This window comes from Pseudomonas sp. NKUCC02_KPG (assembly GCF_019345465.1).
Classification (GTDB): domain Bacteria; phylum Pseudomonadota; class Gammaproteobacteria; order Pseudomonadales; family Pseudomonadaceae; genus Aquipseudomonas.
In genome coordinates this window covers 237,935-263,048 of the sequence record NZ_JAHKRC010000002.1, presented here as the reverse complement: position 1 = coordinate 263,048, position 25,114 = coordinate 237,935, and the positions used below count along the sequence as shown (strand labels likewise).

The window sequence follows — 25,114 nt, the reverse complement described above, 5'->3', positions numbered from 1 at the left end:
ATGCAGCACTGTGGTCATTCAGATACACCGCGCCGCGAGTATCGCGAGCAAGCCCGCTCCCACAGGAATTGGGGCTGTGGGCGCGGGCTTGCTCGCGAGGCAGGCGCCGCGGTTTATCCGTTATTTCCAACACTTTGAAACAAGCCAACAACAATAAAAAGGACGTTCACATGAAGCGTTTTACCCCGTGTGTGCTTGCAGCATTGTTTACCCTGCCCTCGCTGCAGGCCATGGCCGCTGCCGACCTGGTCTTCACCAACGGCAAAGTGTTTACCGGCGTGCCCGGCCAGGCGCTGGCAAACGCGGTGGCCGTCGAAAACGGCAAGATCATGAAAGTGGGCAGCGATGACGAGGTCAACGCCTTGGCCGATGCCAAAACCCGGCGCATTGACCTGGCAGGCAAGGTACTGATGCCCGGCATGATCGACACCCATAGCCATCCGGTACTCGCCGGTTTGGCCAGCCTGGGGGCGAACCTGCTGGATGAAGAAAAACCCCTGCCCGAACTCGAACAATGGATCATCGAGCAGGAGCAGGCAGGCAATACCGGGGACGGCGCCATCGTCAATATTGCGGGCGTCAGTTCGGCCTATTGGGAACAAAGCAGCGAGTTGGGCAAGCGTTTCAATCAGGGCCGCTGGGCTGACAAACCGCTGGTATTGAACGGCATCGACGGGCATACCGGCTGGGCCAACAACGCCATGCTCAAGCACGCCAACATTGATGCCGCCTTTATAAAGAACCTGCCGAGCAAAGAGCGCGGTTATATCGGTCACGGGGCAGACTTCACCCCGACCGGTTTTGTTGCCGAGTCCATGTGGGATCAGGTACGCGGCCAGGTCCCGCCGCCAAGCGCGCAGGTGATGCTCAAGGCTGCCCGTGAAGCCGTAAGAATAAATAACCAGTATGGGGTTACGGGCTGGATGGACGCGGCCTCGAACGCAGGGCATTCCGACTCGCTGTTTGATTTCACCGCCACTGAACAGAGCGTGGGCGTATTACCGCTGTATCGTCAATTGGCAGAGAACGGAGAGCTTTCTGCCCACGTCGCGGCTCTGATGCTGACCAATTCCAAAAGCAAACCCGCCGACCTTGAAGTGCTGGCCACGGTGATGAAACAGTTCGAAGGCGTACCCAACCTGACCTTCCCCGGCATCAAGGTGTTTGCCGACGGTGTTCTGGAATACCCGGGGCAAACGGCGGCAGTCATCGTGCCGTACAAGAACAATAATAAAAACGGCGAACTGCTGATTGACCCTGCGCACTTTGGCGAGCTGGTGGTGGCCGCCGAAAAGCGCGGCTGGATCGTACACATGCATGCGGTCGGCGACCGTGCGGTGCGTGAGTCCCTGAACGGTTTTGAATATGCGCGCACGCAGAGCCCCGCATCGGTGACCCACAGCATCAGCCACTTGCAACTGGTCAACCCCAAGGAGTTCCCGCGGTTTGCGCAACTGGGGGTAGTGGCATCCATGCAACTGCTGTGGGCGACGGAAGAAAGCTACACCGTCGACCTGGTGAAGCCTTACATCAGTGCATTTGCCTATGGCTATCAGTACCCGGCCAAATCCCTGAAAGATGCCGGGGCCATGATCGCCGGCGCCAGCGACTGGCCGGTTTCCAGCCCGAACCCGTGGAACGCCATCGCCCAGGCAGCCACCCGCAAAGGCCCTCTGGGTGTGCTCAATGCCAAGGAAAGCCTTGATCGCCAGAGCATGTTTTATGCCTACACCAGCAATGCCGCCAAAACCCTGGGCCTGGATGCCCAAATCGGCTCTCTGGTACCCGGCAAGCAGGCTGACCTGATCATCCTCGACCGTGATGTGTTCAGCGTCGATGACGAGGCCCTTTCGGACACCAAAGTCCTGAAGACCTTCTTCGCCGGTAAGCAGGTGTACGCACCTGACGCCTGATTGACCCGCATGGCCCATGGCGCCTTATAAAAACAAGAGAATCGATATGAATGCATTGTCTGTCTGCATGCTCACGGGCCTGGCCCTGGCCCCCTTGCTCAGCGCCCGGGCGCTGGAGCTCAACGATGATTTCCAATTGGCGATCACCCCCACACTGATCAGCGACTACCGGGCCAACGGCCTGTCGCAAACCCTGGGCGACCCCGCCGCCCAGCTGGCGATCACCCTCAACCATGTCAGCGGTCTGTATGCTGGCCTGTGGACCTCCAATGTCGACTTTGGCCATGACTCCAAAGCCCGACAGGAGATCGAATACTTCGCCGGTTACTTCTGGCAAATCAACGACAACATCAGCCTGGACACTTTCTACACCCGCTACGAGTTCCCCCGTGAAAGCGGGTACAACCAGAGCGATATCCAGACCACCCTCGACCTGTACGGCGTGTTGCTCGGGGGCAAGTACGTCAACAACATGAAAGGCCCGGACTACGAGGATGACAACGGCGAGTTCCACGAGGGCAAAAAAGACGAGGATTTATCCACGGTCTTTATCGGCTATCACACCGTGCTGCCCGCCGAGATCGGCTTGGCCCTGCGCTATGAATACGTCGACTACAAGGACGACGTATTTTTCAGCAACAGCGGCAAAGGACGGGGTGATTACTACGACTGGGAGGTCAAGCTCAGCCGCCAGCTGATCGGTATTGACTGGGCGCTGAGCTATATCGATACCGACCTGTCGAAGGCCGAGTGCACCAGCTTCACCGACTATGACGATGTGTGCGGTGCAACGCTGGTGGCCAGCGCCAGCAAAACCTTCTGATTAAACCTGCGATCAGGCGTCACCCATTATCCTGTGATCCATTACCATGAGCCTCGCCAAGACGTCGTTACGTAGCCTGGAGTGCTCAGTGGAAATCAAACACCTGCGATCATTTGTGACCCTGGCAGAGGAGCTGCACTTCGGCCGCGCTGCACAACGGTTATCCATCGTGCAACCGGCCCTGAGCATGCAGATAAAGATGCTCGAAGAAGAGCTGGGGGTGCGCCTGTTCGAGCGTAACCGGCACTCGGTCACGCTGACAGAAGTGGGCACCCTCTTCCTGCCCGAAGCCCGGGCCACGCTGTATCAGTCTGCCCATGCGGCGGATGTGGCCAGGGCTTGCGGGCGCGGAGAAATCGGGCGCGTACGCTTGGGGTTTGTGTCATCGGTCCTGCCTGAGCTGCTGCCCTCACTGATCCGCTCGTTGCATGCACGATTCCCGCGTATTGAACTGGAACTCAAGGACATGCCCGGCCCGGATCAGGCGGTGGCACTCAAGAACGGCCAGCTCGATTTCGGCCTGATGCGCTTGCCAGCCGCCATCCCCGGTATCCAGACCCGCGAAGTGCTGCAGGAAACCTTTATTGTTGCCCTGCCCGGCGATCACCCGCTGGTTGCCTGCGACACCCTGCACCCGACGGACCTCGACCAACTGCCCGTGTTTATCCTGGCCAGACGTTACGCCCCCGGCTTTTACGATGAGCTGATGCAAGCGGTCACACGCCAGGGCGGGCAGTTGCAAATTGCGGCGGAGCTGGGCGAGTTCACCACCATGCTCGCGCTGGTGTCGGCCGGGCTGGGCGTTGGCTTGCTGCCCGCCAATGCCGGACGCGCATTACCCGCCAACGTCATTTCCAGGCCCCTGGAGCTGGGAAGCTACCGTGCAACCACAGGGCTGGCATGGACGGATCTGAACAGCGCCGTCAAAAGCACCGTGTTCAACTTGATGAGCGAGTTACTGCCGTTTGGGCAACAAGCGCTCAAGGAGTGATGCGCGGGCACGTTGCCCTGCCCCACGACTTTTGTGCGCCACACCCAAAAGTTAATGATAAACATTCCCGCCAGCTGATACGATTCAGCCCTACTGACGAGTCTGAAACGCCCGTAATAGACGTTTCACCCGGAGTACCTGGAACCTTGTCCAGCGTGTGTCCGGTGCTCGACAGCGAATTCAGTTATCTGCCGTCAATGGTGTGGAGTGTTACGGATGTTGCAAAGGAAGCATGGATTCAAACGGGCAGGCATTGTGCCGCTGGGTGTGTGTACCAGCCTGGTGATCAGTTGCACAGTGCTGGCGAGCGAAGTCGCCCCCCTGCAACTGCCCAGTACTCAGGTCGACGGTGTGCAATCCAGCGCAGACGACACGGACTACCGTGCAGGCTACAGCTCGACGGCAGACAAGACTGAAACGGCCTTCCTGCAGCAATCACAGACCGTGGACACGGTGACCCCGCAACAGCTCAAGGATCAAGCGCCTCAAACCCTCGAAGACGTGATCAAGTTTATGCCGGGGGTCGTGGTCAGTAATAATTTCGGTGGCACGCAGGACAGTTTCATCAAGCGCGGTTTCGGCAACTCCGACGATGGCGGCGTGCTGCGCGACGGGGTGCGCATGCCCATTGGGCGCAATTTCCAGCGCGTCACCACCGAGCGCGTCGAGATGCTCAAGGGCCCGGCGTCATTGCTCTACGGCATGCAGGAACCGGGCGGCGTGATCAACGTGATCACCAAAAAGCCGCAATACCAGTGGAACAGCACACTGGGCGGCACCCTGAGCGATCAGGGCGGTGGCGATGGCTGGTTCGATGTGACCGGGCCGCTGGGTGATACCGGGTTTGCATTTCGACTGATAGGGCAAAACCGGGACGAAAATTACTGGCGCAACTTTGGCCAGAACACGTCCAGGCTGGTCGCGCCCTCACTCGCCTACGAGTCTGACGATCTGTCATTTCTCGCCGCCTATGAATACAACGACTACAGCAACACCCTGGACCGGGGCGCCGTGTTTTACAACGGCCATCACGTGGGCAGCCGCGACAAGCGCCTGGATGAAAAATGGACCCGTGCCCAAGGCCAGCGCCAGTCGTTCAACACCACCACCGAGTACCGTCTGGATCCCGCTTCACGGGTACGCCTGACAACGGGCTGGGTGTATGACCACTACAACGATTACCAGGCCGACCCCAGCGAATATCGCCCCGCCACTGGCGAACTGACCCGGCGTTTTCGGCGCAATGTGGGCGCCAACCGGGAGAACGCTTACCTGTCCCTGGACTGGATCGGCAGCAGGACCTGGTACGGTATCGACCATGACCTGGTCACGGGTGTCGACTATGAAACACGTCGCGAAGCCAACGGGGATTTCCTGCAGAGTCGAAACGTCGGCGGCTTCTACCCGGCCGACCCGCAGTATGGCTTGCTGCCCCCGACAGGCACCGTCAACCCGTCGAACACCAACGGCAAAAACCATATCAAGGGCCAGTCGCTGTACGTCAAAGACACGGTTCACCTGGGGGAAAAATGGATTCTGGCGCCGGGCCTGCGCTATCAGCACTACTCGATAGACTCGGGCGCGGGCCTGGACTTCAAGCAAACCACCGACGAGGGCGAGTCCAGGCTCCTGCCCTTTCTGGGGCTGGTGTATCAGATGCGCGATGACCTCTCTGCCTATGCCAACTACAGCCAGTCGTTCGCACCCAATGAGATGGAATCCGGCACCACCTTCGAAGGCACTTACAAGGCGGAGACCGGGCGCCAGTACGAGGTGGGGCTCAAGTATGACAACGGTGACTGGACCAGCCAGCTGGCGCTGTACGACATCCTGAAAAAGAACGTGCAGCAGAACACCGGCGAGCTGGACGAATTCGGCAACATGGTGCAGCGCCTGGCGGGTGAAGTGCAGTCCCGTGGCCTGGAATGGAGCATGACCGGACGCCTGAGCGCGCAGTGGAGCGTGATAGCCAACTACGCCTACACCGATGCCCGGATCAAGAAGGACGCCGAGCAAACCGAAGGCAATCGCCTGTTCAACGTGGCACGTCATGTAGGCGGTGCCTACCTCACCTACGAAGTCCCGGCCGATATTTTCTCGGGACGTTTGCGTCTGGGCTCCGGTGCTCGCTATGTGGGCAAGCGCGCGGGCGATATCAGCAACTCTTTCGAGTTGCCTGACTACACCACGGTAGACGCTTTCGTATCCTGGAAATCCAGCCATCTGCTGGGCAAGGAAACCTCGCTGCAACTCAATGCCGGCAACCTGACCGATCGCAGCTACTTCGTGGCGTCGGGTGGCAACACCCGGCGAGTCACCTGGGGAGAAGGACGCACACTGCGCCTGACCGGGGAAGTCAGCTTCTGATCAGACGTGCGGGCGCCATGAAGCTTGAGCATGGCGCCCATGAGTTGACCGGTTCCCCAGCTTGTACGGGGAACTTCTGCTACTTAGATCCGGCGTTAGCGCAATGAGTGCTTGATGCAGCCCTGCCTGAGTTTCACAATTCGAGATTACGCCCTGAAGTGAGCCGGGCGCTGAGCTTTTCAGCTGTTACAAAACCGTCCATGGCAATGGATAGAACTGACCAAAAAGGACTTTACGGATGTCATTTTCACTGGAAGAAAGAACCGCCTTGTTAGCGCTCAAGGGCGTTGGACCCACCGTTATCACGCGACTTGAACAAATGGGCATCGGGTCCCTGACTGAACTCAGCAAGGCGAGTGTGTGTGACATTCTGGCCCAGGCATCTGCAGCAACAGGATCGACTTGCTGGAAAAACAGCCCTCAGGCCCGGGCTGCCATTACAGCGGCTTTCGAGCTCGCCAGAGCCTCGACAGGGCCTGAAGCAACCCGGTAGATACCTTCGGATACCGCCCTGTTGAGCTGCCCGGGCGCCACGAATCACCCAAGGGCGTGCTGGCGCCAGGGCTCTGAACTTTTTAAACAAGGGCCCGGTCAGACTTCAATCAATACTGTGTGTGAACATCTGCGTGCTTGACCTTACCGATAGCAATAGAACGTTTTTGAAAAAAATATACTCACTCTCCACCGACCTGAGCGACAGGGAGGTCTTGGTGGGACTCACCCATGAAGAGTCAGAGCGCTACCTGGCCCTGAGCGATCCAGTGAGAAACGCCACGCCTGAGGAAATGCAAGAGCACTCAGCGTTAAAGGAGAGACACATCCTGACTCGCGTGCAGGTTCTGGAGGCGGAGTTGTGTCTTCGAACCGAGAACCCTTCTGTACACTGAGAGACTAACGTCGGTGGAGTCGGTCATAACCCGGCAGAATGACCTGCCGTAAGACAGATTCTCAGGAGAGCTCATGAGACGCATCGAGCACAATCAGGAGCTTAGTCGCAAGCTCGAAATAATAGGCGCCAAGCTTGAGCAGGCCGCTGATGATGCCCTTGGCCAAGTGAAGGAATATCAAGGCGCAGAACTGATAGAGGTCCTCAAGCTGATCACGAAGCTTTACGAAGACGTCGCTCGGCTTAAAGTGATTTCAGACGAGCTGAAACAGCGATACAGCGCAGACTCAGGCGCTTGATTTTCCGGTTTTCACCCGAAAAGCGTGGACGGCCAGCGACCTTGGCAGCATGGCCGTCCGATCACCTCGGTTACTGACCTTTTTGTGAATTCACAACATCCTGCAGCGCTTTATTGGTGAGGCTGATGCACTTCTGTATGTCGCCTTCAGCCTGTGCTTTTTGTGCCTCAACCCGCGCGTCGTGGATCTGCCCAAGCAGCGGTTGTCCAAGGGTGCTGGCGGTGGCCTTGTAGTCAGAAAGCTTCTGCAGATTGATGGTGCACAAATCATCGGCAGCAAAAACCGGAGTAGCTGCCAGTCCTGCTAAAACAAACAACACTGATCGTTTCATAACGCTCTCTCTTATTGAGGCAGTGGGCTTTTACTATAGTCCCGGATCATTATGGACACCGAAATAAGCGACCTGGCGCCTATCCGTAATGTTCCCCTCCTCGCCCAATGGCGCCCCCCTGCAAATAAATCTGCTGAAAACAGTGCAGATTGACGCAATCAAGCTTCACTTGAATATAAAGGTTTTCAATGAACAACCAGCGCCAACGACAGCCTGTCGGTAACTGCCCGATCCCTCACGGGAGGTCGCATCGGAGTGTGATCTGAGTAGCACCTGACAGACCCCACTCCAATGCAGAACATTCAAGCGCCGCGCAATGTGGCCATCGGCATCAGAGCCTGTAACCACCCTTGATGACTTATCCCCTTCCTGACTCGTTTTCCTGACCCGCGCCAGCCCTGCGCGAGCATTTTTGGTGGGAGCCCGAATGATGGCAATGTAGAATCACTCTCTTAACCCTAAAATGGAATTTACTCATGCTGTATCTCCGCGTCCTTGCAATCCTGTGCGCCTTCACGGCTCTGGGTGGCTGCGCCTTCGGCCAAAAAATCGACTACCGACAATCCAGCCCCGCGCTTCACGCACGCTCTGACACGCCCGTGGAATTAAACGTCATTGATGAGCGGCCTTACGTGCTCAAAGATGAAAAAGCCCCTGACTTTGTTGGGCGCATCAGGGGCCTTTATTACAACCCCTTCAATGTCAATACGCTGACGGGCGACCCTTTATCGGCCGATATCAGAGAAGCGGTGCGTGGCGCACTGGAGAAATCCTCCATCAAGGCGCAGCCCGCTTATTCAGCCGCCAGCGCGAAACCCGGGCAGAAACTTTTGAAGCTCACCCTGCGCGAATGGAAGATTGATGCCTACATGCGCACCCGGTTCGACTACGACATTACGGCTTCTGTGTTCGATGAACACGGGAATCAACTGGCTACAAAGAACGCGAAAAACAGCGGTGAGGTAACGAACGTCATTACCGCCGGCACTGACGTATTGAGTGCCGTACTCAACTCAGATGAAATTGTCTCTGCGCTTTCATCGACACCAAAAACGACTGTGCCCTTCGCGTCCAAGTAACGCTCCCAAAGCCTGACGGGCTCAGCCGGCTCGTCAGGGCTGTGGCGTAAAGTGAAACGCCAGACCGCTTCCGGGAGTCACCACTCTGCTATGGTGGTGACCCAAAAATGCAGTGCAGACATTGCAGCATGGAGTGTTGGAAGATTCCGGCAACCCTTGGTGGTGCCCGTAAGTGCGCAAGGAAGAGACAAGAATGAAGTCATGGAAAATACTGGTGCTGGCCTTTGTGGCGTCGACTGGCAATCAGGCAGTGGCGGCCGAAAACAACAACCCATTCCAGGCAGCACTCATGATCACCACCGTTGTACCGTGCGTGATCATCTCCGGAGCCACAGCAGCAACTGCGAGCATTCCAGACCTCTTCAAATCCGCCAAGAGCGACGCACTGACGTTCATTGGTTCGGATGGCGAGATTCGGGGCGCTGAGTTTGAGCAGGCGTCCCGGTATTACAAAGCCAGCTACCCTCAGCCATTGATGTCGGATCAGCAACTCGCAGAGGCGATTGCGGCGTCTTTCTAGCCCAATGACTCGCAAGAGCCAGCCTTGACGATCTTGAGGAAGAAAACCGGGTGAACCCCCGCAAAAGTCACTGGGCATGAAAAAGCCACGGCCTCCTGCCGACCTAACCCTCCTCCCCATGACCATGAAATATCCGATACCGCGTGTAGAAGCCACCGCCAAATACTTACTATCTAACCGATCTTGAACCTGTGGAAGCTTTGCTCTTCACCTCCCTTGAGTTCATTTTTGCTTTTCTGCCCATCGTATTTGTAGGATTTTTCTTACTCGCACGCATTGCCGGTAAAGAGGCCGCAGCCATATGGCTAGCTGCCGCATCCGTATTTTTCTACGGTTACTGGAGCACCACCTATATCCCTCTTTTGCTGGCATCCATCGTATTCAATTACACCATTGGGTATATCATCGCCAAGAATCAGGAACACAATAGGACCAAGGCAAAGATCGCTCTGTATTTAGGGGTTATCAGCAATTTGTTGCTGCTCTGCTATTACAAGTACTCCAATTTTTTCTTGAGCGAGGTTGCGAGGTCAACCGGCGTACATATGCCGACCCTGGAATTGGTTCTGCCACTCGGCATATCTTTCTTTACCTTCACGCAGATCGCCTTTTTGGTAGATGCATGGAAAGGCAAAGCCAAGGAGTACAATTTCTGGCACTACCTGTTGTTTGTCACATGGTTCCCACACCTGATCGCCGGCCCGATCTTGCACCACAGCCAGATGATGCCGCAGTTTCGCGACCCGGATATTTACCGCATCCGATCTAAAAACATCTCTATTGGCATCGCGCTGTTTGCAGTTGGCCTGAGTAAAAAGCTATTAATCGCAGACCCCATCAGTGTGTATGCGGACCCCGTGTTTCATGCCGCAGCAGCAGGGCAGGCAATTAGCTTTATGATCGCCTGGACAGGAGCGATGGCATACACGATTCAAATCTACTTTGACTTCTCGGGTTATTCCGATATGGCTGTGGGCCTGTCGATGTTGTTCGGGATTAAACTGCCGATCAACTTCAACTCTCCTTACAAGGCACAGAACATTATTGAGTTCTGGCGCCGCTGGCACATGACGTTGTCGCATTTCCTGAGGGACTACCTATACATCCCGCTCGGTGGCAATCGGAACGGTGAAACTCGCCGACTGATCAACCTGGCGCTGACCATGCTGCTCGGAGGCCTGTGGCATGGTGCAAACTGGACCTTCGTTGTTTGGGGTGCGCTGCACGGTACGTATTTATGCATAAACCACATGTTCCAAAAGCTCCCGCCAGTCATGCGTCTGTCCGGGGTGCTGCCAAAGGCCTTGACTGCGCCACTCGGTGTGCTGCTGACGTTCACCCTGGTTGTGATCGCATGGGTGTTCTTTCGCGCTGACACCATTCATTCCGCAGAGGTGATCATTACTGCAATGGCCGGCCTACAGGATGCGGTTTCTTGGGAAACCGTATTCAATACATTGAGCGCACATACATTTATCGGCTACCTGACCGTCTCACTGGTAATAATCTGGGTATTCCCCAACACTTACGAAATACTGAATCTTTTAGAGAAAAACATCACAGTAGATGATCACGAAAGACGGAGAACCAGTTCAATGGTGAGTGTGACCGCCGGGGTAATTTGCGTTGCGCTAATAGGCACCAGTCTACTGTCTACCTTCGGAACAAATGTCATCAGCCCATTCTTATATTTCCAATTCTAACCATGAACCCATATAGAACTTTCGCTTTATCCGTGGCCGGCGCATCAGTGATAGCGTTCGGCGCCTACTATTGCGCATTCGTTTACCAGCTTGGCGCACCCATCCCGGCCTCCTACGATGTGGCGAACTGGATATCCCTAAAGGAAAACACCGCCCAAAACACTGCGGGGCACCGCGTTCTTCTCATCGGTGATTCAAGTGGAGTTTTCGGAATGGATAGCCCGCAACTGGAAAAGGAGCTTGGGCGACCTGTCGTCAACATGACATTGCATGGCGGGCTACCGCTGGATTGGATAACAAATTTTGCCGAGCGTAACGTCAGATCTGGCGATATCGTAATTATGCCCCTGGCATGGCCTTACTACTTTCGTGACTTCGATACACCGGAAGACTGGATGATTGATCAAATCGTCGCTTGGGACAGGGATTACTTTGATTCAATGAGCCTGTTGAAAAAGCTCAAGTACTTATCAGCGGTTAACCCCCAACGCCTGTACGACAATTTAAAAATCAAGATCAAAGCCAAAAAAACACTAAAAAACTTTCCGCTGCGGAAAATTCTATCGCCGCAAGAAGCGCTAAAGCAATATCAAGAACAGTATGGTGGATCGACCACCCAATTCTCGTACAGCTACCTGAACATGAATAAATATGGTGACATGTTAAACACCTGTGGCAACGTCACATCTGCCATAAGCAGCCTTCAAGTAGCACCAGACTCAAAAGTCAATACAAAAGCCCTACAACTCCTGAAGGAAACGGCTAAAAATATTGCCAGCCTTGGCGGGACTTTATATATAGTACCGTCTATCACAGTATCAGATTCACAGTCGCAACAACCCCATTATGAGCAAGCCCTTAACAGCATGTTAAATCAGGTAAAGGCGTCGGGTGTAAACGTATTAGGAGAAGCCAAGGAGTTTTATTTCCCTCCTGAAGCCTTTTTTGATACGAACTTCCATCTAAATTGTTCTTATCGAAGTGCCCGTACCAAAGCCCTTGCGAACATCCTGAAGCCTGAACTGAAAGATGTTGCGGGTACTAACGCGCCCGCTGGATTGTAAAGCGTCAGGTAATCCCCCCTGAAAAAGTACTCATCATAAGTAGAATTTTCCCCTGACCGGATCAAGGAAATTTTGCGTGAAGACATCGCGGCGACGAGAGATGGCGCAGGAAGCAGTTCGCTCAGGTCGGTGAAGCATCAAATTATCGTGCCTGGCTTTCAGGGTTAGCCTCTCGCGCTATCGTTTACTGCCGCGTTTGGTGCCAAAAAACGCCGAGATCTCCGATAAACTGATTCAACCCACGTAGAACCAGCGTACTGGGGATTTCGCTTGTGCTTTACGTACCTGATCAACGTGAGAGGCTATCGCTGCAACCACAAGCGGGTATATCGGATTTACCGCGAGCTGGAACTAAATCTGCGTATCAAAAAGCCTAAGGCACTGGCCGTTCCCGAGGCGACTAACCAGTGCAGATCGATGAGCTTCATGCACGATCAATTAGCGGACGGAAGCAGCTTTCTGGTTTTCAATCTGATTGATGACTTCAACCGGGAAGCCCTGAGTATGAAAATTGATTTGTCGCTCCCCTCTGAGCGCGTAGTGCGGGCATTGGATCAGGTTATCGAATGGTGCGGAAAACCACAGGAAATCCGCAGTAATAATGGCCCCGACTTTATTAGCGCCAACCTCACTGGCTAGGCCGAGAAACAGGGTATTCGTTTGGAAAATATTCAGCCAGAGAACCCGCAGCAGCAAAATGCTTACGTCGAACGCTATAACCGGACGGTACGCTAAGACTGGCTTGGCCATTACTTGTTTGAATCGATAGCTGAAGTTCAGGACTATGGGACGAATTGGATCTGGACATACAATCACGAGCGCCCGAATATGGCTCTTGGAGGAATAACCCCCAAACAGAAATTGGCCCAGGTGGCCTGACCTCTACATATGGCGAATGCTAAAAATGGGGGGGATTACCTACAAAGGCCTCAAAATGCGGACTCAAAACAACGCTGCTGTACATGCAACTCTCCCATGTGACTCACCTGACTACCAAGAGGGAGTAATTTTCAGAGCAGCTGAGTTCAAGTCGCATCGATGAACGGCAGCCAACAGCCACGTTCATCGAGAAGCCGCCACCCTCTTCAGAGATGGGTGTGACCAAGAAAGTACGGCATAACCACGAATTCATAGCAGCCCACGAATCGGGGGGGGGATTTAGTGGTTTTTTTTCGCAGGCATGAAAAAGCCCAACCTGTGAAGATTGGGCTAAGTCATTGAAAAATATGGTCGGGACGGAGTGATTCGAACACTCGACCCCTAGCACCCCATTCAAGCTTGTGTCTCTACAGGCTGCTAAATTCAAGGCTTCGCGCTTGGCGTTCGCTGCAACGATGCCCAACAGTGCTAAACCGCGAGTGACAAAGTCACTTGAAAAGTCACTCAGTCTTTTGCCACCACCAGCGTCCTTTCAACAGAATACGCTTCTCTACAAACTCAAAACGCTCCTTTCTCGACGGCTGTAGCAGGCCAAAGAACTGCGAAAGCTGGGACTGATGGTTTGACTGTCTTCAAATTGAGTCGAAACCCTGACCACACCAAACAAAGACCGGTTCGATTGGAGAACAAGGTCCTTCGCTAGCTGGCGGTAGCCAACTTACGGGTTCCAAGGGGTTTCTCTACCTAATTTCGGCTGGTCTAAATGCACCACGAAAGGAAGGTTAAACACCCATTGAATGGTAATTTCAGGCCTTCCGTCCATCACCACCTCTGGTAACATGCAACCAGGATTTCGATAGTATTAAGGACTTAGTGTCGTGGCTAGACCTGCAATTCCAATGGAGATTCAAAGAGCACTGCTGATTGAGGCTAGTCATCAGTGCGCAATTCCTGCCTGCCCACATCCCAGGGTAGAATTTCACCATATTATTCCGTGGGCCACATGCAAAAAACATGAATACCACAATCTTATTGCACTCTGCCCTAACTGCCATACTCGGGCTCATGATGGTGAGATTGATCGCAAGTCACTAATTAAATACAAGTCGATGTTGGCATCAGCTATTCGCGACTTAGGAAACTCCGCTTTCAACCAACCTATCGTTGAGATTAAGCGACGCATATATAAAATCGACATTAACCATCCTGATATTTATTTTGACTTTGAGTTTCCTGACTTCTGTAATGCAGACGTAATTATTGCTTCAAAAAACATAGAAGCCTGGGGTACCGAGCTACTGAACTGGCACACGGATTTAGCTGAAAGAAACAAGAAGGAGGCGATTGATGATGGCTACACTCGCGGAGCCTATTTAATCGGCAGATACGACGTTATTCGAAGAGATGAGCATGTATTGAGCGTTCGATACAAAATCCAAGGCTATTTGGGAGGTGCTCATGGATTCACAGAGACCAGAGCACAAAACTTCCTCTTATCACCATTCTCCCCTTTAACTCTAGACTCATTGCTAATTAATAGCCAATGCTTGAACAAACTATCTAATCTAATCAGAGAAGAGTTTAAAAACCAGCACCCTCGATTCGAAGGTGAATCGCTTATGGGAGGAACGAGCCCTAGCTTGATCGAATCAACCCCATTTATAGTTGGGCAATACGGGTTAGAATTTATGTTTGGCGAGTATCAAGTTGGCGCATACGCACAAGGAAATCCCGATATACATTTATCATTTTATCAGTTGAGAGGAATTTGTAAGCCGGAGGTCCTAAAGTTAATGGACGAGGATTAATGTGCATTCCAAACCTAGTTGCATGAAACCCCATCATGCCACTTCAACATAGCCCGATGATGGATTGGACGCATCAAGCTTTCACCTTCAGCGAATAAAGGCTTCTTAGGAAGCTATGGAACCTCTTGTACCACTTTATTACCACCTATCGTTCGTCAGCGGCGCTATACTGGCTTCTGATACTCTTTCAAAAGGCTACACGCTTCAAAATTATGCGCGGAAAGAATTCATAGAATAGAACCAAGGATCCAACATGAACAAAAGCCAAAAAGAATCGACAACTGTAGAAGATAAGAACACAGCAACACTAAAAGACGATAACTCAAAAAACAAAAGTTGTTTTATAATCATGCCAATTGCAGATATGGACGACTATGAACCAGGGCATTTTCTACGAGTTTACGAGCACCTCATAAAGCCCGCCTGCATTAACGCTGGATTTGAACCTCATCGAGCAGACTTTGTGGCCGCCAGCAACTATATAATAATCGACATTTTAAGAAAGATCCTAGATAGCGACTTAGTAATATGTGATCTGAGCGGCAGAAATCCTAACGTACTTTATGAGCTTGGCGTACGCCAAGCTTTCAACCTACCCACTGTTTTAATAAAAGATATCAAAACACCGAAAATATTTGACATCCAAGGCCTTAGATATACTGAGTACAACCATACATTACGAATTGACGAAGTCGAAAAAGAGCGAGAGCGCATTCAAAAATCTATCTTAGCGACTGCCGCAAACCCAAATGACGTAAATTCCATGATTCAATTATTGGGCGTAAAGCCCGCTCCCCTACCCCACAAAGTCGAGCTATCCAACGAAACCAGCGTTATACTTGAATCACTAAAAGACATATCTATTCGAATTTCCAAAATGGAACTATCTCGCGACTCAAGAACACCAAATCAAACTTCAAGAGAGAATCCAAATCCTGTAATAAGGACCAATAACGGAAATTATTTCTTTAACCAAGAAAACTTCAGGATTGGAGAGACTCTATTCCTAAACGGGACACCAATAGGAGAGCTAATAGGGGCTTCATCTAAAGAAATAAAAATCCAAGCTCCAAACAACAAAATTCTGCTAATAGATGTATCATCCCCAGAGTTCGAGCACCTAACAGGAATTCCATTTTAATCAATATCCAGTTACAACTTTCCTAAGCCCACACCCCCCTCCTGAGTACTCGTTATCTGTGGCCTTCGATGATGACGAGTATCCCGTTTCCATCCCCCGCTACGAGCGCCATAGTTCCCCCCCGAGTAAACCCTTCTTTCCGGAGATGTATTGGGAACCGTTTCATCAGACCACTACAATGATGGATTGTAGTTACTTAGGCTAAGGGCCACAGCAATATACAAAACCCGCCCTCCTCACCCACCTATCTCTAACTCAGGCTTTCTTATCTTCAGTAATCTTCTCTATAAAGTCGGGAATCATCCTTTCACTAAAACCAGCAACAACAGCCAACAAAAACATTTTTTTATAATTACCACTTAAAAACTCGAGCAACAAGCCAGACTTACTAGCAACTATCGCAATCACACCAAAGCAACAACCGAGCCCAACCCTAACTATTGATTGCAACACCAAAAGGCCAGTAGAGTCATATGCTGCAACCTTTATATCCTTTGATCGTTGAAGCACAGATATCGCCGCCCCTACCAATCCTCCGGCAATGCCTGTCAGCAGTATATTTAAATTCAGCGTAAGAGATGTAGAGTAATAAAAATAAACAAAGAACAGCCCAAGAAAAACCAACCCCGAAACACTTAGTATTGACAAAACCAAATACAACCCTGCAACATTGCCTATGGTCTTATCCAAGTACATTTGGACAGGAGAAAAGCATTCACCAACATCAACCTCGAGAGACTTCAGCGCAGATATAAACCCCGACGCTAATTTATGATTGAATCTTTCAATTTTGTTTTTTGGTAGCACCAACATCCCTAATGCCTTCAATCGCTGATACTCAGTAAATGCTTTGACTGGGTGTGCCTTTACATCTTTCACCTGATAAGCGACTTCCCCCTTACTGTTCAAAAACACTACAAAGGCCGCACTATACTCAAAAACATATTCTACTTCTGGCTTTTCATCTATAAACCGCTCGAGACTCTCAAAAATATCAGATGTTAACTGAACCCCATCAGATTCCGCACCAAAAATCAAAGCCAGCAAACTAATTCTGTGACTTTCCAAAGTAAACCTGTGAACGCCACGAAACTTAATAAAAGCTTCAGAAAGCAAACTCTCTAACTGCTGTATTAGCGCCTTATTCTTGTTTGTTCTTATTCGACTCAGATACCTTAGTTCTCCACCAGAATGGAGTACAAGCCCATTCAATCCGCTAAAATAGATTCGGTCAACGACTCGACCGTCCAAATAATCGCCCACTCGAACCTTGGAATACTCAAAAGAATTTCCGAAAACAAAATTTCGCGCTTCAAGCTCATTACTTACTTGAGCTGTAGTCCGCCCTGAGAGAAGGCGCTTCCAAACACTAACAATAATTTTTTTAACTCTCGATACTGCCGTAGCAAATTTCAATTCGTTCCTCACTGCTCAAATATATTCCATATTCCTACAAACCCAGCTAAATTCAAGCAGCCCGAGGTCGAGTCTGCTTTACTGGATTTCGTTAACATCTATCGTCCACCCACTTCATAAACTGATGGCGATATAACATTAAAACGCCACCACCTCAAGACTTCATTTATCAGAGCACAAGGAAGTCATGAAATAGCAACGCATCTCACCTGAAGTCGATGCACCTTCCCACCCGTCTATCTCTTCATTCCTGATGAACTCCCCCGCTTCTCTCTACTAAATACCAATGCTCCCAATCATCAGCGCCACACCCGCCCCCCCTCTCCCGCCGCTTCTCCATCGCCCCGATTATGGATCGTAACCATCTAGATAAAAAACCCTATAAATCAATATCTTACTTTTGACACCAGTATTGCTGTAGCAAAATTTAAGCAGCCAACATGACTTGATTGAAAGTGTTCCTTAAACCCTCTCCCCCGATCCGTCCGATCAAAGACAGTACGGAATCTTATCTTTTAGCTTTTCCTAAAGCGTTCTACTGACTGATAATTTCACCGACAGTCAAAAAATTACAGTGCTGTATGAAGGTCTGCTTTCGGGCGAGGTTGTGTAAAAACGTTTCTCAGTGCGTCAGGTACTCAACGCAGGACTGAAAATCACGCTTCTACGCAAAATCCACATGTGCTGACCTGCCGATAAATCTCAGATTTAACGCAGAGGCGTACACCTCATTATTGACGAACCGTTTTTACACACTCTGTGCCAAGACCGGACGCTCACCGAACCTGCTCCACTCTAAGGGTGTGCGGATATCGAGATATCCTATGACGCCAAAGCGACCAACCACGATGATCAAAAATTTTAGGTAATAACCATGCTAGAGTAATATCATAATGATGTCTCACGACATGACGTCTATATTGGAGTGCAAAATGGAGCCAGAAGTAGTAACAACTTACGACGAGATTGCTTTGTTGCCTGCAAAGGTTAGGAAAATTTATGAAGACTTTAACAAAAAGATCCCAGACACCTCCGACCTAGAAAAATATATTAATTTATGTGATGGAATAGTTGAAAAAGCTTCATTTATAGGAGAGAAACAACTCGTAGATGTGCATCGTGCTCAACGGATATTTCTCGCACTAATTCAGTGCAATGAAAATCTGAAAGATTTAGACGAGAAGGCAGAGTTCAAAAGCTCGCTGAGCCAAATCGCGGCTAACTCACTAGATCCACGCACTCCAGGCGGATCGCATGCTCTAAACATGATATTCGAGCTCGATTTTCTCCAACATATTAGGCTTAGGGGATTGGAAGCTCGACTTGGAGAACCAGATATCGTTATATCTGCACCATTTGGTAACTACTACGTGGCCTGTAAAACGGTTAACTCTTTTAATAATTTGAGCTCGAATCTTGAAAAAGGATCCGCTCAGATTACGAGAAATGGCTTTGGTATTATTGCTTTAAATCTTGAACCGCATATCTACTTCGAAGAGCCATACAAGGCGCAATCTTTACTTGAAGTTCACACAGTTCTAAAGCGTCACTTGGAAGGGCTATATGAAGGTCATAAAAAAATGATCAACAAGCATCTTGCTTCTGGCGATTTTGACGGTGTGACCCTGCAGATTTCATGCGTGGCAAAGATAGCTGAAAACCCCACAGATCTGGATACCGTAACTCATAACGTCTATTACTCTCGACCAAACATTCAGAACCGAGAATATCACGATCGATTCGTTGGTTTTAGACAATCTATGGAGGGCCCAATAAGCAGTAGTTTTGGATTCCCATACTGAAGCCGGTCAAGTGGTTTATTTCCTATTCTCCACTTACAAAAAACAAACACAAATAAGGATCGAGCAACATTTAAGCGATTTTCATATATGGCAAGAAAACCGACTTACCCTGTTGCCTCAGAACATATAATTCAAGAAGGAGTATTATTTATGGAACCTGCAGTACAGGGCGCATTAGTTGGTGCAACTGCAGCAATCATCGGAGTAGTTTCAAGTGGTGCTATACAATGGTATTTGAAAATATCTGAAGAGTCGCGCCGAAAAAAAGAATCTGCGGAGCTAATGATATTTTATTGCCGTCGCCTACGAAGTGTGCTTCGAAAGCTAAGTGCTCAACCAAGTCTCTCCAGTCATTTATCACTAGGAATTTCAATTAATGATGACGATATTAGCGACCTCGAATACGTGCTTAAAGAACTTTCGACAAAAATACCTCAACTTAATTTGATAGCTTTCGATATCAAAAGAGCGTTAAAAAACGTTCAAGGCTATTCAAATCAATACTGGGAACTACTAGCCGCCCTAAAAAAAGGAGCTGGCAATCCAAAAGACCTCCCAATAATTGAATCGTGGCTTATGACGGATGCACGACAAGGCAGTATCCAAGCCCACAACGCCATACAACTGTCATTTGAACAGCTTACAAAATCGAGAAGAAAAATAATTATTCACAAGGTTCGTCTTGATGATACGTATAGCTACAAATGACCCCAACATTCCATAGCACAGCCAATATACTGCTACAAACAAGACAGCTACCGGAATAGACATCAAAGAACCTATGAATCGATACAATATATCACCAACGCAAAAACATCGAACAACGCCTGCACATTTGTAAGATTCGCCCAGTAGAGGGTGGCGGGCTAGCAGTCCGCCTAACTAAACCGCCTCCAATTTTTATGTGAAACTCCACCTAATTATATCAATGTGTAATAAGAACCAAAGAAAATAACGAGTGCACCTAGAAAAACCAAACACCATTGCTTAGATAGCAATCGAATTAACACATTAGTAAAATCTTTAAATACAGGTTCTGGGCGTTCATCAATAGCTACTGTAGGATTTTGACCCGCTAGTGTGGATGTCCAAAATCTACTTGAGAAGCTTTCACCTGAACGGTCTTTTTTAAAGTACAAGCTATGCCCTCCTTTAAAGTACCTATTAACGAAATTTGGTGTGCTTTCTCGATAAAAGCCTGCTCGCCCCGCATAACCCAAACCTGGTACGAAAAGTTTTGATAACAAAAGAACCGTATCACTTGTTCCACATTCATTTATTGTTTGATCTGTCATTTTAACTATATGATCAATAGAGTCGGATTCAGATAATGGGGAGCCGCAAATTATTACAGTACTCACGCGACACTCTTCGGGTAGCATTTCAAAAGCACGGGAGAGAATCACCGATCCAAAACTATGTGCTACGATTGATATTCTCTTACCTTGATGCTGTTTGATAAGTGCCGCCAATCTAACCGCGAGTTCTTTAGCGCGCCTTTCTCTACTCTTAGGAAAGTAGAAATACAATAAATCCACATATTCATATTTTACTTGTAGAATATCAAAGGTCCTAGAGTATTTTTTAACTTCAGTTGCTAACTCAGCTTGCCAAGCACCGTAAGTCCTAATCCCATGAACCGTAATCAATATCTGATCTTTTATAAGACGTTCAGATTTTTGTGCTGCTTCAACATGAATTTGCACTTGACTGACTAATTGATCTAGCCAGTCTTGTGAGTTTAGACTGCCATCCAAAACTATAGATGCAGCATTAAGAAATGTTCCTTGATGTGTTTTAAGCCTTTCAATGTCAGCGGTGAGCCCAACGATCATCTTAGGCCTAATGAAAGGCTTTGCTGAACTCTCAAGATCGCTCAAGAGTTCTAGACTGTTTTTAGCTTCGGGGGTACCTCTATCTTTTTTAGGTAGTAGGACGTCCAGTACCATAAAGTCTATTGGTTCTAATAGCTCGGATCGAGCAGAGTCGGCGCTTTCACTAACGATAAATGTTATATGATTAATTAACCCTGATGCTTTTAATTTTTTTTCTACAAGCGCAATTCTTGGCTTAGAATCATCAACAAACAATACCTTTAGCATCCCAGCTTCCCCATTACTCGTCCAAGTTCTTCTTGCCACGAGTTATCGCTAGACTCAAATAAAATACACCCCAAATAGGAATTCCCCAGCGAACCCAAAAGGTCATTTATTTGCTCAATACTTAAGCTTTGAGTACCCACACTGAAGTCCTTATACCCTGTCAAAATGACAAAAGGTGGCAGTTTTTGTATCTTGGCCAGTTTGTTAACAATCTCCTTGCCTCCAAGAGCTCTAAAGCGCCCTCCCTGAGTCTGCTCGTTTCGATCAAAAGTAGGCATGCTCATGTCCACAATGAGAAAATCAAAGGAGCACTCATGGGCTAAGGTTAAACCAGAGTTATAGGAGGCTGCCTCAGAAACCACTATATGGCTGTAGCTTCTAAGGTACTCAATAATCTTCTCCCTTTTAAGGGAGTTGTCTTCTATCACCAAAATATTCATTTCTTAATCTCATTATTGCAACAAACTGATTCCTCTCAGATTCAATATCGAAATCAAACCCTGGAGAGGAATTGGTGAGAATGCTGAAGATTTTATAGAGTCCCGCCCCGCCTTCTTGTCTATTTAACGACAGATAATCAGGAGTCCATTTTGATTTTTGTAGACGGATTGTTTCTGGGAGTTCTGGAGCTGATATCTCAGAAACATTATTTCTTATATAAATGGCGTTACCCGTGGAGGTAACTTCATGCTGCATAACAATAGGAGACTGCTCTACGCCATACTTGTAAGCATTTTCTAACGCTGTAAATATTGCTATAAAAAGCGATCGAGCTTCACGATATGATAACAATAGAGAGCTCTTGGCTTGAGTAAACTGCACCGAGCAATCACCATGACCATAAATTGATTCAAAAGAAGATACGGAAGCCTCGATTACAACACCCAGTCGTTCAAAGCTTTCAGCACTCTGATCCCCGACGAATTTAAACCAGTTAGTTACGACTTCAATCTGTTTAGTGAACATGGAGCGTGCATTTTTAATTTCTTGCATCAGGTCCATCATCGCTATGCCACCTTTAGCTTGCGATATTTGCTCCTCCAGCCCCATGATCAATTCGTTCACATCACCAGCTAAATCATTAGCAATCAGCAGTTGAGCGCGACGGGCACTTTCACCTGCAATTTCCCACATAAACTCAAGAAGGCTTTTAAAAAAAACATTAGCGTTAGAAGAGTCATGAATTATGTGTGAAAGCTTTACTAACCGTTTATGGTATGGCTTAAAATCAAAAATACCACCCGAACCGTCGAGCCCGCTATCAACTCTAAATTGCTCATTAGTCAGCTCAAGAAGTGCGTCAATTTTCTGAGAAAACTCTTGAAGAATACCATCTATCTGACCCGTAAGGCCGGGCTGAATATAATTATAAAAGTTTAACCAGTAAATATTCTTATTATACTCACCGTTCTTTTGAACGGTTACTAGCTTTGTTTTTTCAAAACAGGCCCTTAATTGCGCCTCAAAAACTATATGCCTGATTTCCGCACTCAAATATTTATCAAGCCCATAGCTCTCATTTAGCGCGAAATCATCAATTGCAGTAATAAATATTTTGTATAGCACGTCTGTTTTTTCAGTAGATGCTATTGCATTGGTATCAGATATTTTAAAAAAATCCTTGGAAATTTCAAGATCTGATACATTTCCTACAGGCGCGAGTACTACACCGCCAGGAATAGACTTAGCCTGTGCAAAAAGCGCACTGTAAACATGCTTACGTTGTGATTCGATCTCATGAACATCGACGAACAATTTACCTGACTCAATCTTCGCCCTTAGTTTTTCTACAAAAAGAGACTCCAATACATTATCACGTTCTAGCCGCAACTGTTTTTCCATGCTCGGCACAGCGTCGATCAAAAGATCTATAATTGCAACACGCTCATGAACAACCTCATCGTTAGTTTTGTATTGAAACAGATTATCAAGTTGAGACGGAATGCAAATCTGGTGCAGAAAATAGACTTCATTCCTTGTCAAACTTTTCTTTTCATATATTTTTGAGATCCTATGAGTTTTTGCCAATAGTGCAAAATCCTCAAACAACTCTGTTTTGGTCTCTTCAAAAGTTGCGGCCAGCTCTTTCGAAAATATATCTAACGCTATTAAGCATAAAATCCTATCTTCGAAACTCTCCTTTTCTACCTCATCTATGATCTTACACATCTTTGTAAACGGTAGATGATAGAAACTTAGATAGTTTTTATGGTATTCGTCAACTGCGAAGGAAATAGCATCAAGTGTTTTACCTGAATCTAAAAGAGTAGTTGCACGAAGTTTTAGAAAATCTGATTTGACTGGGAATTTTGCCTCATCAATTTCGTCACCTATAGAGTCATCTGGGAAATATTTAGCCGCGCGGTAACTAGGTAACAGCTCGATTCTTTTAGGATCAATTAGGTGTCCGGCACTCATACCAAACGCTGCTTTAGGAGTATTTTTTCTTCCGAGTGCTCTTGTTTCAAGGCGCGACCGCTCCACAGCGTCAGGTGCGGTTACTTCCTCAAGAATGGATAAAAGATGAAATGATAGTGATTTTGCCCAACGCTCCGTTTTAAACTTAACTGAGAGTCTAGTTATGTTCTCTATTTTTTCGACAATGGTGTTTTCGCATTGCATAATGACTGACAAGTCAGCGGCCAAAATCTCAAAGAGATTTTTTCTTTCATGCGGAGATTTAAGATAGATTTTTGATTTTGCATATACTTCTATAAGCCCGAACAGACACGGATTCTCTGTTAACAGTAAGTTTTCCACCTGGGTTATTACGTCTTTATAATCGCCAAGTGTATATGAATCAATCACACTCAAAACCTCTGGTGCTATTGACGCATCAGGGCTGACAACACACCCTAACTCCTCATCGCCGACAGAAAGTGCTAAATCTTGGATTTTTCGAATAAGATGCAAGGGTACTGAGTCTGTAACGGCCAGCTCTAAAACCACTTCTTTTAACAAAACATATTGATCAATAATTGATTCGTGAGAGTGGTCTTTAATGCACGACAGCTCAACATTTCTTTCAGGATCGAGGTAGTTGTAGAGGTAACGGCAAGACTCAGTATCGCCATGCCTTATTATATCCTGCAAACCTGAAGTACGATATTCTGCTAGGCGATTGCGAATATTATTCAAAAAAACACTAATTGCATTGCCTTCTGAAATCAACTGCAATCTTAAAACCGATGGAGTCACATCCGCAAGTGGAAACTTCTCAGGCAGACTAGATAGGTATGCTTTAGTATCTTCTTTTTTAAGCTCTTTAGTAACATGTACTCTAGTAGATATTGACCACCAACTTTTGCACAACTCATCCAGAGCATCAAGCTCAGAAATTATTTCATTCGGCATACTTCGCAAGATGTAATTACTGATTTTCTCTTGAGCGCCTAGAAACTTGCGCAGCAGTTCGCGATTCTTTTCAAATAGCCCTAACATCCAATAAATAAAGACGTCATCGCTTAGATGCTCACCAAAGGTGAATGAATTGTAATAATCTACCCCACCACTAAAAACAGGGTTGAGAGTATCTGGAAGACGCACATGCGCTCCGAGCTTAAATATTAAGTCGTACTCATTCGCATGGCCTAGTTTCTGAATCTCACGCATAATCCGATTAGCGTTGCGAGCAGGTGTCTCCTCCCTTCTCAAGGCTAGTATAGATACGTCAATCGAAAACTTTTTGCCTTTTAATTTTTTTTGAGCGCTCATTTGATGCCTAAAAACCAAGGATCGTAGTGGCAAAATCGTAGCACATTAGTACATTCAGATGATTTTTGAACACCTTCAAGCTAAAGACTCAGCTTGCGCGGCTTTGTTTTTGAGTGACTGTGATTTTTGTCCTGTGAAACCACCTTTTTAAGGCGGGCCGATGTTAAATCAGGTTTGACAACCTCTGCTGAAACAACGGATTTCAATCTCGGCCTCGTATTTTTCAAGAACCGCTTGCCGCGAGCGGAAGCCTTTGGCTGTTTGCTGACGGTAAGT

General features: G+C 48.4%; 19 protein-coding genes and 1 pseudogene. 15 read left to right on the top strand and 5 right to left on the bottom strand.

Annotated elements, in window-relative coordinates; translation table 11 throughout:
* Positions 1–170: 170 nt before the first annotated feature.
* The 6 genes from KO536_RS04140 (at position 171) to KO536_RS04120 (ending at position 7,279) form a co-directional block, all read left to right on the top strand.
* Positions 171–1,913: an amidohydrolase gene (locus tag KO536_RS04140; RefSeq protein WP_219261189.1), complete on the top strand. Its 1,743-nt coding sequence runs from the start codon at positions 171–173 to the stop codon at positions 1,911–1,913.
* A gap of 46 nt (positions 1,914–1,959) precedes the next feature.
* Positions 1,960–2,736 carry a TorF family putative porin gene (locus tag KO536_RS04135; protein ID WP_219261188.1) on the top strand — a complete coding sequence of 259 codons (777 nt, stop codon included), beginning with the start codon at positions 1,960–1,962 and terminating at the stop codon, positions 2,734–2,736.
* Positions 2,737–2,824: 88 nt separating this feature from the next.
* Positions 2,825–3,727, top strand: a complete 903-nt coding sequence (locus KO536_RS04130) for a LysR family transcriptional regulator (RefSeq protein ID WP_133077560.1) — start codon at positions 2,825–2,827, stop codon at positions 3,725–3,727.
* A gap of 216 nt (positions 3,728–3,943) precedes the next feature.
* Positions 3,944–6,094, top strand: coding sequence for a TonB-dependent siderophore receptor (locus tag KO536_RS04125; RefSeq protein WP_219261187.1), 2,151 nt, complete (start codon positions 3,944–3,946; stop codon positions 6,092–6,094).
* A gap of 238 nt (positions 6,095–6,332) precedes the next feature.
* Positions 6,333–6,587 (top strand): helix-hairpin-helix domain-containing protein, encoded by a 255-nt coding sequence (locus tag KO536_RS24210; RefSeq protein WP_257622772.1) that lies wholly within the window; start codon positions 6,333–6,335, stop codon positions 6,585–6,587.
* A 467-nt stretch (positions 6,588–7,054) separates the two neighbouring features.
* Positions 7,055–7,279 (top strand): hypothetical protein, encoded by a 225-nt coding sequence (locus tag KO536_RS04120; protein WP_133077557.1) that lies wholly within the window; start codon positions 7,055–7,057, stop codon positions 7,277–7,279.
* Between the two features lie 70 nt (positions 7,280–7,349).
* Here the strand turns inward: KO536_RS04120 and KO536_RS04115 are convergent, their stop codons facing one another.
* On the bottom strand, positions 7,350–7,610 hold the full coding sequence (locus KO536_RS04115; protein WP_133077556.1) for a hypothetical protein: 261 nt from the start codon (positions 7,608–7,610) through the stop codon (positions 7,350–7,352).
* Positions 7,611–8,086: 476 nt separating this feature from the next.
* Between KO536_RS04115 and KO536_RS04110 the strand changes: the two genes are divergently transcribed.
* The 7 genes and pseudogenes from KO536_RS04110 (at position 8,087) to KO536_RS04075 (ending at position 15,804) form a co-directional block, all read left to right on the top strand.
* Positions 8,087–8,689 carry a hypothetical protein gene (locus tag KO536_RS04110; RefSeq protein WP_219261186.1) on the top strand — a complete coding sequence of 201 codons (603 nt, stop codon included), beginning with the start codon at positions 8,087–8,089 and terminating at the stop codon, positions 8,687–8,689.
* A 193-nt stretch (positions 8,690–8,882) separates the two neighbouring features.
* Positions 8,883–9,209, top strand: coding sequence for a DUF2388 domain-containing protein (locus tag KO536_RS04105; RefSeq protein ID WP_219261185.1), 327 nt, complete (start codon positions 8,883–8,885; stop codon positions 9,207–9,209).
* Between the two features lie 191 nt (positions 9,210–9,400).
* Positions 9,401–10,912 (top strand): MBOAT family protein, encoded by a 1,512-nt coding sequence (locus KO536_RS04100; protein WP_219261184.1) that lies wholly within the window; start codon positions 9,401–9,403, stop codon positions 10,910–10,912.
* 212 nt (positions 10,913–11,124) lie between these two features.
* Positions 11,125–11,976 (top strand): hypothetical protein, encoded by an 852-nt coding sequence (locus KO536_RS04095; protein WP_219261183.1) that lies wholly within the window; start codon positions 11,125–11,127, stop codon positions 11,974–11,976.
* Positions 11,977–12,043: 67 nt separating this feature from the next.
* Positions 12,044–12,855: pseudogene (locus KO536_RS24205) on the top strand (integrase core domain-containing protein); the annotation flags it as partial.
* 878 nt (positions 12,856–13,733) lie between these two features.
* Positions 13,734–14,663: an HNH endonuclease gene (locus tag KO536_RS04080; RefSeq protein ID WP_219261180.1), complete on the top strand. Its 930-nt coding sequence runs from the start codon at positions 13,734–13,736 to the stop codon at positions 14,661–14,663.
* Between the two features lie 253 nt (positions 14,664–14,916).
* Entirely contained in the window at positions 14,917–15,804 is an 888-nt protein-coding gene (locus KO536_RS04075; RefSeq protein WP_219261179.1) for a hypothetical protein, read from the top strand.
* A 255-nt stretch (positions 15,805–16,059) separates the two neighbouring features.
* On the opposite strand, the gene KO536_RS04070 is transcribed toward KO536_RS04075, so the two are convergent.
* On the bottom strand, positions 16,060–17,220 hold the full coding sequence (locus KO536_RS04070) for a hypothetical protein (protein WP_219261178.1): 1,161 nt from the start codon (positions 17,218–17,220) through the stop codon (positions 16,060–16,062).
* A gap of 932 nt (positions 17,221–18,152) precedes the next feature.
* On the opposite strand from KO536_RS04070, the gene KO536_RS04065 reads away from it, so the two are divergent.
* Both KO536_RS04065 and KO536_RS04060 read left to right on the top strand, forming a co-directional pair.
* Positions 18,153–19,022 carry a hypothetical protein gene (locus tag KO536_RS04065; RefSeq protein ID WP_219261177.1) on the top strand — a complete coding sequence of 290 codons (870 nt, stop codon included), beginning with the start codon at positions 18,153–18,155 and terminating at the stop codon, positions 19,020–19,022.
* 150 nt (positions 19,023–19,172) lie between these two features.
* Entirely contained in the window at positions 19,173–19,730 is a 558-nt protein-coding gene (locus KO536_RS04060) for a hypothetical protein (protein WP_219261176.1), read from the top strand.
* Between the two features lie 212 nt (positions 19,731–19,942).
* Here KO536_RS04060 and KO536_RS04055 read toward each other — a convergent pair whose 3' ends face one another.
* Genes KO536_RS04055 through KO536_RS04045 form a run of 3 tightly spaced genes read right to left on the bottom strand, consistent with a single transcriptional unit; the run spans position 19,943 to position 24,838 of the window.
* The gene (locus KO536_RS04055; protein WP_219261175.1) at positions 19,943–21,124 is read right to left on the bottom strand and encodes an alpha/beta hydrolase; all 1,182 of its coding nucleotides are present in this window, start codon (positions 21,122–21,124) and stop codon (positions 19,943–19,945) included.
* Positions 21,118–21,564: a response regulator gene (locus tag KO536_RS04050; RefSeq protein ID WP_219261174.1), complete on the bottom strand. Its 447-nt coding sequence runs from the start codon at positions 21,562–21,564 to the stop codon at positions 21,118–21,120. The genes KO536_RS04055 and KO536_RS04050 overlap by 7 nt, the downstream gene beginning before the upstream one ends.
* Entirely contained in the window at positions 21,530–24,838 is a 3,309-nt protein-coding gene (locus KO536_RS04045) for a hypothetical protein (RefSeq protein ID WP_219261173.1), read from the bottom strand. Before KO536_RS04045 ends, KO536_RS04050 begins: the two co-directional genes overlap by 35 nt.
* Positions 24,839–25,114: the final 276 nt, after the last annotated feature.